Genomic DNA, 10072 nt, shown 5'->3' with positions numbered 1-10072 from the left:
TCTTTGTTAGTAATTGGTTATGCCGCAAAGATATGCTGGGTTGCGATGCGTGTCAAGGCGGAAAATAGAATGGTTACGATATAATAATATATATTACTCTTATTTTTTCACAAATCTTTTTGTCGATTTACATGAAAAAATAAGAGTTGTACATGCAATTTGCATACATTATCTTAATTTATAGATTAAAGTCGGTTAATAATTGAGCATTTTTGATTCTTTCTTCCTTTTCAAAATAAGCTAAATAATTCTCTGTAACAGCTAAATTAGAGTGTCCCAAGCTTTCAGAAATATAAGATGTTTTAGCACCGGCACGTTTCAGTACTGTGGCAAACGAATGTCTGGCGGTATAAGTTGTCAGTTGAGCAATACCTGTACTTTGAGCTATTTTCTTGAGCCTTCTATTACATTTAGTAACAATGCGTCGGACTAGTCTGATTCTTTCAAACGCGTTTTCAGTTCCTTTTGCATATTTAAAGATGTATGTTTGTGGACTTACCTGTGGATTCCCCCATTTATGAATGATATTCCACATTTCAGGTGTAATGGTGGCATGTATCTCTTTACTATGTTTTGCAGTTCTAGATGTTTTAGAACGCACAAAACATATTTCTCCATCCACGATATTTGAATATTGAAGAAATAATAAATCCATAAAATTAATTCCATTGCATAAATAAGAAAACACCCATAGGTCTCGGAACTCTTCTACTGTTTTTACTTCATCTTGATAAGACATTATTTTCTTTATTTCTGGCAGGCTAAGTGCTAGTTTGCGTCCACATCCTTCAGGAATCTCATATCTATTTTTTCCAAAAGGAAAAGATGATTCTTTTAAAAGACCATCACGTACAGCTCGATTTAATATGCATTTCAAAGCTCGAAAATAAATACTGATACTTGAATAGCTTTTGCCTTCTGAAAGCCAATAACGCTCGCAGCGTTTTAGCCAATCAACTGTTATCCTTTCTAATGGGACACATGTACCTCCAAAATTCTCCAAACTTTTTAAAGCACTTTGATAGTTTAAGTAAGTACTCGCTTGCTCGTTATCTTTTAGTTCTTTCATTTTTAGACTAAAAGCACTATGCAGATTCATATCTTTCAGCTGCCTACCTAACCTTATATTCAAAGCTTCAATACTAAATTCTCCTTTCTGTATCAGCTCGTTAACTTGTTGTTTAATAGTAGAAAAACTACTTTCAATATCTGACCGTATTTCAGTCAAAAGTTTACTTTTGGCTTTTAGCAATCTTTCCCAATCTTCTTTTGACAACTCCTTCCCAGTCGAGTAATATTTTTGTTTTCTCTTAAATACTACTTGGACTTTAATAGGAAACATTCCACTCTTTTTGGCTCTTCTGGTATCTAATATGGTTAATACTGAAACTCCATCTCTTGAATATTTGAACATAAAATGAATGTTTATATCTATACATTAATCTAAGCATATGGAAATTGTATGCAAAATGCATGCAAAGGTAATAAATCAGCCTAATTATAATAAATCGCATAAAATTTTATTTATCAATTATTTATGTGTTCATATTTCGATTGTAATATTGATTTCCTTATTTTTTTCAAAAAAAAATCTTATCTTCGTTTAGTATGGTTACAATATAAATTGTATTACTGTTGAATAAGCGCTTATGAAAAAATGTTTTAAGTGTAACCTTTAAATTTAGTGATTATGAGAGACAGAAATACATGAAGCCTTCGTGTAAAAAGCGATAATACTACTTATCGTTTATTGAATTTTATCTAAAAAACTATTTCTAATTAATAAGAATAAGATGAAAGAAATTATAAAACACAAGTTTCCGTACTTGTTATTCTTCCTTTTGTTATTTTCGTGTTTTGCTTCAGTCTATGGGCAAGAACGGACAATTACTCTTAATCTATCAAAAGTACCCCTAAACACTGCATTGAAAGAAATAGAGAAGCAAACTTCAATGTCAGTAGTATATAACACAAATGATGTCGATATTAATCGCATCATATCTATCAAAGTATCAAAAGAATCTTTGAATAATGTAATGAATCAATTGTTCAAAGGTGTCAATACCAGTTTTTCAATAGTCGATAACCATATTGTACTTTCTGCTAAAAATACGAAAGTAGACCAACAGAAAAAAACACCGATTGCTGCAAGTGGTACTATAACAGACGCAAAAGGTGAACCGTTGATCGGGGTTAGTGTCTTAGTGAAAGGAACTTCAAATGGTACTATTACTGATATGGATGGAAATTTCAAAATACAAGCTGCAAAAGGTGATGTACTTGAAGTATCCTATATCGGTTATGCCTCCCAAGCAATCACGCTAGCTAATACACAACCCCTGAAAATTGTAATGGGAGAAGATACTCAAACATTGGATGAAGTGGTTGTTACTGCCTTGGGTATCAAGCGTGCAACAAAGGCATTAAGTTATAATGTACAAGAGGTAAAAGGCGACGAAATAACAGCTGTAAAGGATGCTAACTTTATGAATTCGTTAGCTGGAAAGGTGGCAGGGGTTCAAATCAGTAGTGGTGCTACTGGCGCTGGTGGTGCAGCACGTGTCGTAATGCGTGGTATGAAATCATTAACTAAAGACAATAATGCATTATATGTGATTGATGGTGTACCTATCTTCAATACAGGTAAAAGCGGTGGTGAAGGATTATTTGGTGACATGGGTGGGTCGGATGCCGTAGCAGACTTAAATCCAGACGATATTGCTAGTATCAGTATGATGACCGGACCTTCTGCAGCTGCTCTTTATGGTTCTTCTGCTGCCAATGGGGTGGTTTTGATTACTACTAAAAAAGGGCAGACTGAGAAAACTACGATTACGGTGTCTAATAGCACTACTTTTTCCAAAGCATATATTATGCCTGATATGCAGAATCGTTATGGTACAAGCTCTGGATTGTTTAGTTGGGGAGAACTGACAGACCGCAGATATGATCCATCTAATTTTTTTGAAACTGGTACGAATGTTATCAACTCAGTAGCTTTGTCTACCGGGAATTCAAAGAATCAGACTTATCTTTCAGCTTCTACTACTAATTCTGGTGGTATTCTTCCTAACAACTCTTATAATCGTTATAATTTTACAGCACGTAATACTACGAATTTCCTGAATGACAGATTGACTTTGGATATTGGTGCGCAATATATTATTCAAAATAATAAAAACATGGTTTCCCAAGGGCAGTATTATAATCCACTTCCTGCATTGTATTTATTTCCCCGCGGAGATAATTTTGATGAAATCCGTTTGTATGAACGTTACAACACAAATTACGGTTATATGGAACAGTATTGGCCTTATGGAGACGCAAGTTTGTCATTACAGAATCCGTATTGGGTACAGAACCGTATAATCCGTACTTCCGATAAAAAACGTTATATGCTGAACGCTTCTTTGAAATGGAAGGTGACAGATTGGATTAACATCGTAGGACGTGTGAATCTGGACAACTCTGACTATCGGAACAAGAATGAGAAGTCAGCTTCTACATTAACCACATTTTGTGGAGTAAGTGGTGGTTTCGAGGATGCCATGAGGCAAGAACGTTCTTTGTATGCAGATGTTTTGGCTAATATAGACAAGACTTTCGGTGATTTCCATTTGACTGCCAATGTGGGGGCTTCCATTTACCATACTTCAATGGATCAATTGTATTTTGCCGGTGACTTGGTCATTCCGAACTTCTTTCAGGTTAATAATATAAATTTCTCTTCTAATTACAAACCGGATCCTACCGGATATAAAGATGAAATTCAGAGTATTTTTGCCAGCGCAGAATTAAGTTGGAAAAATCAGTTGTATTTAACATTGACAGGACGAAATGACTGGGATTCTAAATTAGCTTTCTCCAAACAAAAATCATTCTTCTATCCATCAGTTGGTTTGTCGGCTTTACTGTCAGAAATGGTTGAACTTCCGGAGTTGATAACTTATGCTAAAGTACGTGGTTCCTATACAGTGGTAGCATCTTCTTTCGATCGCTTCCTTACTAATCCCGGATATGAATACAATAGCCAGACACATAATTGGGCAAATCCAACCGTTTATCCGATGGAAAACATGAAACCGGAAAAAACAAAATCATGGGAAATTGGTTTAAATTTGAAATTCTGGGAGAATCGCTTTAGCCTGGATGCTACTTATTACCGTTCCAATACATTGAATCAGACATTTAAGGTGGATATTCCGTCATCTTCCGGTTATAAACAAGCAATAGTTCAAGCAGGTGATGTGCAGAATCAAGGTATTGAACTGGCTTTAGGCTTTAGTGATAAATGGGCAGGTTTCGGTTGGTCTTCTAATGCAACTTTTACTTTAAATCGCAACAAGGTGAAACGGTTAGCTAGTGGTAGTGTTAATCCGGTGACCGGAGAGGCTATTCAGATGGACGAGATGAATGTAGGTTGGTTAGGTAAAGAAAATGTAGCTCCCCGTGTTATTTTGACAGAAGTCGGTTCTATGACCGATATCTATGTATATAACCAACTGACCAAGGATAATAATGGTAATATAAAAGTTGACCAGAATGGTAATCTGGGGATTACTTCATCAAATACTCCAGTGAAAGTCGGTAATCTGGATGCTGACTTCAATTTAGGATGGATCAATCATTTCACTTACAAAGGTATTGACTTGGGGGTTGTGTTGTCCGCACGTGTAGGTGGATTAGCTTACTCGGCTACTCAAGGTATTTTGGATTATTATGGAGTGTCTGAAGTATCTGCTTCTGTCCGTGATAATGGTGGTACGCCCATCAATAATGGTAAGGTTGATGCCCAGAAGTATTATCAGACTATCAGTACAGGTGAAGGTGGTTATGGTCGTTACTACTTATATAGTGCAACCAATGTACGTTTACAAGAATTAAGCTTGAATTATACACTTCCAAGAAAGTGGTTTAAAAATGTAGCAAATGTTACTTTGGGTGTCGTAGGACGTAATCTATGGATGATTTACTGTAAAGCTCCGTTTGATCCGGAATTGTCTGCTTCTACTTCCAGTAACTATTATATGAATGTAGACTACTTTATGCAACCTAGCTTGCGTAATTTCGGTTTTAATGTGAAAGTTCAATTCTAAAAGAAAAAGCTAATGTTATGAGAAAATATTTAAGAAATATCACGGTCGGTGCCGCTCTCTTGTTGCTGGCAGGAAGTTGTACTGATAAATTTGAAGAGTATAACACGAATCAATATCAAATCCATGATGCTGACCCAGCTACTCTGATGAAATCTATGATTGAAACAATTGTGAATATTCAGCAGAATGACTCTCAAATGCAAGACCAGATGGTGGGACAGTTAGGCGGTTACTTGTGTTGTTCTAACACATGGAGTGGAACTAATTTTAGTACATTCAATCAAAGTGATGCATGGAATGCTACTCCCTGGAATACTCCGTTTGAAAAAATATATGGAAACTTTTTTCAGATACAAGAAGCGACAAATTCTACGGGACATTATTATGCTTTTGCTTGCATGATACGTGCCATAACAATGCTCCGTGTTGCAGACTGTTATGGACCGATGCTATAGCCAAGTGAAGAAAGGTAATTTTTATGTTTCTTATGATACTCAGGAACAGGTCTACACAAATATATTAAGTGATTTAGCCAATGCTGCTGACGTTCTGTATAATTATTATGTGGAGACTAATGGTAATGCACCATTAGGAGCTAATGATCCTGTTTTTGAGGGAAATTATTCCGGTTGGGCGAAATTGGCAAATTCAATGCGCTTACGTGTTGCAATGCGAATTAGCGGAACATGGCCTGGTATTGCTAAGGAAGCGGCTGAAGCTGCAGTAATACATAAAGCCGGCTTGATTGAAAGTAATTCGGACAATGCCATGCTTTCTTGTGGAACACAAAGTAATCCATATCAGCTGGCTGCTGTCAGTTGGGGAGATTTGCGGGTGAATGCAAATATTGTAGATTATATGAACGCATATGATGACCCGCGTATGTCGAAATTTTTTAATAAATCTACTCTTACCGGAAAAACAGATCAATATGTAGGTATGCGTACAGGCGATGCTGATTTTAAAAAGGCAGACGCAGCAGGTTTCTCTATTCCTGCCTATACGGCAACTTCTAAATTAATGGTTTTCTGTGCTGCTGAAACAGCTTTTTTACGTGCTGAAGGAAAATTGCGTGGCTGGAATGTAGGCACTAAAACGGCAAAAGTTTACTATGAAGACGGCATCAATTTGTCTATGGAGCAGTATCAGGTTTCAGCTACCGAATATCTGAAGATAGATGAAGCTCCAGTGGTATCACATGAAAGTGACGCTGTACAAAACGCTACTGCTACGATTACTAATACCGTTAGTGTGAAGTGGGATGATAGCGAAGCTGACAATGTAAATGGGAAGAATTTCCAGCGTATCATTACTCAAAAGTGGATTGCCAATTATCCGCTGGGACTCGAGGCATGGGCTGAATATCGTCGTACAGGCTATCCGGAACTTTATCCTTGTATCGACAATTTATCTGACTGTGGCGTGAGCAGCCAGCGTGGTATGCGTCGTTTGAGTTTTCCTTATACAGAGGCGCAGAATAATAAAGCCAATTATGATCAAGGGGTTGCAGAACTTGGCGGTGCTGATAATGAAGCCACTGATCTGAAATGGGCGAAAAAGAACTAATTTATATAATACATAAAAAGGACTTTTATGAAGAAAATTTATTTATTATACATTGTACTCATATCATTGGCAACAACATCTTTGATAGGTTGCAGTGATTGGACGGAGTCGGAAGCAAAAACTTTTCCGGAATCAATCGTGTCAGATGAATATTATGCAGCTTTAAGGGCTTATAAGAAAACTGATCATCAAGTTGCTTTCGGTTGGTTCGGTGGTTGGAGTGGTGAAGGTGCTTTTATGAAGAGTTCTTTAGCCGGTATTCCTGATAGTGTAGATATTGTTTCTATTTGGGGAAATTGGTCGAACATAACAGAAGCTCAAAAAAAAGATCTACAATTTTGCCAACAAATTAAAGGAACTCGTTTTACTATGTGCTTTATTATCAGAAGTGTGGGCGATCAAATTACTCCGCAGAATATTCGTGATAATTGGGAAAATATGGGATTTTCATCCGAAAAAGAAGCTGTAAACGATTTTTGGGGATGGCCTTCCGATGAATCAAATAAGGAAGCAATTGAAGCATCCATTCGCAAATATGCAAGTGCCATTGCCGATACAGTAAACAAATATGGTTACGATGGGTTTGATATCGACTATGAACCCAATTTCGGTAATTCTGGTAATATCGTAGACGAAGATGATAGAATGTTTGCATTCGTTGATGAGCTAGGCAAATATTTCGGTCCGAAATCAGGAACCGGCAAATTATTAGTTATTGACGGTGAACCACAGAGCATAACGGGTAGACCTGAAGTCGGGCTATATTTTGACTATTTTATCATTCAGGCTTACAATGACAGCAGTCCTGGTAGTGATTCAAAACTTGACAAACGTCTTATTACAGGTGGTGTGGCAGGTGCAGGACTTGTTCAAACATATAGTAGTGTCATGTCTGAAGAACAAATTACAAAGATGACCATCATGACCGAGAATTTCGAGGCTACCGACGCTGCTATGAACGGCGGATATGATTACACTGATCGTTATGGTAATAGAATGAAATCTCTCGAAGGAATGGCGCGCTGGCAACCAAGTAATGGTTTCCGCAAAGGTGGTGCAGGAACCTATCATATGGAAGCAGAGTATGGAACTTCACCTGAATATAAAAATATACGTCATGCTATTCAAATCATGAATCCCTCATCACATTCATTACTTAAAAATTAATGTAAACTATGAAACGTATGAATTATATAAAAATCTTATGCTTCTTCGCAGTAATAGCAGGATTAGGAAGTATCGTAAGTTGCGGAGATGCGAAATATGATACCTTGGATACACACGCTTATATTGAAGAAGCGCTTTCGGGCACAAGCCAGAAAGTGACAGTACAGGCTACTGGAGAAAGTTTTACGACTTTAAATGTACACCTTAGTAATATTTCTTCTACAGACAATCATTATAAATTGGTTACAGACCAATCGGTATTGGATGCTTATAATCACATTAATGGTACAGGATATATAATGTTGCCGGAAGGCTATTATACATTACCGGAGACTATTACAGTGAAAGCCGGACAATATGCGACCGATGCTCTCTCTATTGCCTTGAAGGCTTTCAGCCAAGAAATGATGAAATCGGGAGAATCATACGCACTACCTGTTAAACTGGTGTTACAAGATGGAAGTATTTCACCGATGGAAAATACTGGAACTTTTGTTATTTTGGCAGAAAGTATTATCGAATTTTCAGCTCCGATGTTCGTTGGTGCTCCTAGTTTAAAAGCTAATAAATTCACAGAATCCCCTGAAACATATTCCCAATATACGATAGAGGTTCGTTTCCAGGTAGCTAACACAGCTGACCGTGACCGTGCAGTATTTAAGAACGGAGGAGATGATGCAAGCTTTATACTTTTACGTTTTGAGGACCCTCAAAGTGATAATGAAAATTATAAGGCACACTCATTAGTACAGATTGTAGGACGCAACCGACTTTATTTGAATCCAAGTAATTCTTTCAAGCCAAACGAATGGCAACATCTGGCATTGGTTTGTGATGGTTCCAGCTATCGACTTTACATAAACGGAGTTGATTCGGGGGTACTGAGTATCCCAACAGGAGCAACAACTTTCTCCGATGTAAATTGGTTCAGTTTAGGTGATGATTCTTATAGTAGATGGGGAAACTGTAAAATATTGATGAGTGAGGCACGTATCTGGTCTGTAGTTCGTACTGCTTCTCAGATTCAGAATAATATGACTCAGGTTAGTCCTAAGTCTGTGGGATTGGAAGCCTATTGGCGTTTCAATGAAGGACAGGGTAATGTGTTTGAAGATGCAACCGGTAAAGGGCATACTTTAACTACTTCTGCTACTCCTACATGGATTGACGGTATTTTGTCTACGGATAAGGCTACCGAATGGAAATAGTAATAATTTAATTGTATGTGTATATGAAAAATATATTTCAATCATTATCAATAGCAACTCTACTCGGCTTGTTTGTCCCTTTCATCTCTTCCTGTAGTGATGACGAAGAAGTTTTTAATGAGTGGAATGCTACGTATGTGTCTTTACAGAGAAATGACTATTTGTCAGGGGATGTAAAGAAGTTCAATCTAACCCATGATGCGAATGGGGTTGGGGGAGATGAAATTAAAATGGTTTTTACTGTAAAAACACAGAAAGCAGTCTCCACTGATATGGTTGTCACATTAAGTGTAAATAGTGAAACCGAAGGGCTTGATGCAAACCAGATTACTTTAAGTTCCTCACAAGTAACCCTTAAAGAAGGTCAGATGATTTCTGAAGAAATCACTGCAACAGTTGAACCGGCGATATTTGCCAGTGTCATGGAGAAAACAAGTTTTTCTTTCAATGTATCAATTGGCAATGTAACCACCAATGATAAAAACACAGTAATTAGCAACAGCTTGAGTACCTTGCCAGTTGTTATAAATAAAGCTGCTTATAGTAATTTAAAAGGTGGTATTCCTACTAATGGCCAACTTATTAGTGACCGTTCAGGTTGGATAATTAATGTAGAAGAAGGGGTTGAAGGTTCAGGAGATAAGTTGATTGACGGTGGAAATTCAGATATTGCCCGTGATAATGTAGGGTTTTGGTTTACTGTTGATTTGGGAGAAGCTAAAGTATTAGCCGGTATAAAAACAAACCATTGGGGGAATGCGTATGCTCCCAGAGAAGTAGAAATATTCCAGTCTACAGATGGCATTACTTGGAAATCATTAAGTACTTTAGCTACATCTGGTTCTGCACAGAATATTACATTTATTTCTCCTATAACTACTCGTTATTTGAAATATCAGATTCTTACGATTGCTACAAGCGGACGAACAGATATTACAGAATTTAATGTCTATGAATTGAAAAATGAGTAGTTATAAGAATTAGGTAATGTAAGATTGATTTTACGAGTCTTTCTTAAATGAATAAAAGTTCTCT

Annotated in this window: 5 protein-coding genes and 1 pseudogene; 5 read left to right on the top strand and 1 reads right to left on the bottom strand. The window is 37.1% G+C overall.

The window, feature by feature from the left end; all coding sequences use genetic code 11:
- Nucleotides 1–178 precede the first annotated feature (178 nt).
- Entirely contained in the window at nucleotides 179–1414 is a 1236-nt protein-coding gene (locus NSB03_RS10705; protein ID WP_024988378.1) for a site-specific integrase, read from the bottom strand.
- A 379-nt stretch (nucleotides 1415–1793) separates the two neighbouring features.
- Here NSB03_RS10705 and NSB03_RS10700 point away from each other — a divergent pair, with 379 nt between their 5' ends.
- The 5 genes and pseudogenes from NSB03_RS10700 to NSB03_RS10680 all read left to right on the top strand — a co-directional run bounded on the left by NSB03_RS10700 (nucleotide 1794) and on the right by NSB03_RS10680 (nucleotide 10008).
- Nucleotides 1794–5096 carry a TonB-dependent receptor gene (locus NSB03_RS10700; RefSeq protein ID WP_024988377.1) on the top strand — a complete coding sequence of 1101 codons (3303 nt, stop codon included), beginning with the start codon at nucleotides 1794–1796 and terminating at the stop codon, nucleotides 5094–5096.
- Between the two features lie 17 nt (nucleotides 5097–5113).
- Nucleotides 5114–6662, top strand: a pseudogene (locus NSB03_RS10695) (SusD/RagB family nutrient-binding outer membrane lipoprotein).
- A gap of 27 nt (nucleotides 6663–6689) precedes the next feature.
- Nucleotides 6690–7829 (top strand): glycoside hydrolase family 18, encoded by a 1140-nt coding sequence (locus NSB03_RS10690; RefSeq protein WP_024988376.1) that lies wholly within the window; start codon nucleotides 6690–6692, stop codon nucleotides 7827–7829.
- Between the two features lie 8 nt (nucleotides 7830–7837).
- Nucleotides 7838–9037, top strand: a complete 1200-nt coding sequence (locus NSB03_RS10685; protein ID WP_044656615.1) for a DUF1735 and LamG domain-containing protein — start codon at nucleotides 7838–7840, stop codon at nucleotides 9035–9037.
- Nucleotides 9038–9060: 23 nt separating this feature from the next.
- Complete coding sequence (locus NSB03_RS10680; RefSeq protein ID WP_024988375.1) at nucleotides 9061–10008, top strand: DUF4999 domain-containing protein; 948 nt, start codon at nucleotides 9061–9063, stop codon at nucleotides 10006–10008.
- Nucleotides 10009–10072: the final 64 nt, after the last annotated feature.

The organism is Bacteroides acidifaciens, from assembly GCF_024623065.1.
GTDB lineage: Bacteria > Bacteroidota > Bacteroidia > Bacteroidales > Bacteroidaceae > Bacteroides > Bacteroides acidifaciens.
Note: the sequence above shows the minus strand (reverse complement) of the source record. Positions and strands in the feature narration are given on the sequence as shown.

Excerpts from the sequence above, each read along its gene's own strand:
- NSB03_RS10705 (WP_024988378.1), bottom strand. The coding sequence starts at position 1,414 with ATGTTCAAATATTCAAGAGATGGAGTTTCAGTATTAACCATATTAGAT.
- NSB03_RS10700 (WP_024988377.1), top strand. The coding sequence starts at position 1,794 with ATGAAAGAAATTATAAAACACAAGTTTCCGTACTTGTTATTCTTCCTT.
- NSB03_RS10690 (WP_024988376.1), top strand. The coding sequence starts at position 6,690 with ATGAAGAAAATTTATTTATTATACATTGTACTCATATCATTGGCAACA.
- NSB03_RS10685 (WP_044656615.1), top strand. The coding sequence starts at position 7,838 with ATGAAACGTATGAATTATATAAAAATCTTATGCTTCTTCGCAGTAATA.
- NSB03_RS10680 (WP_024988375.1), top strand. The coding sequence starts at position 9,061 with ATGAAAAATATATTTCAATCATTATCAATAGCAACTCTACTCGGCTTG.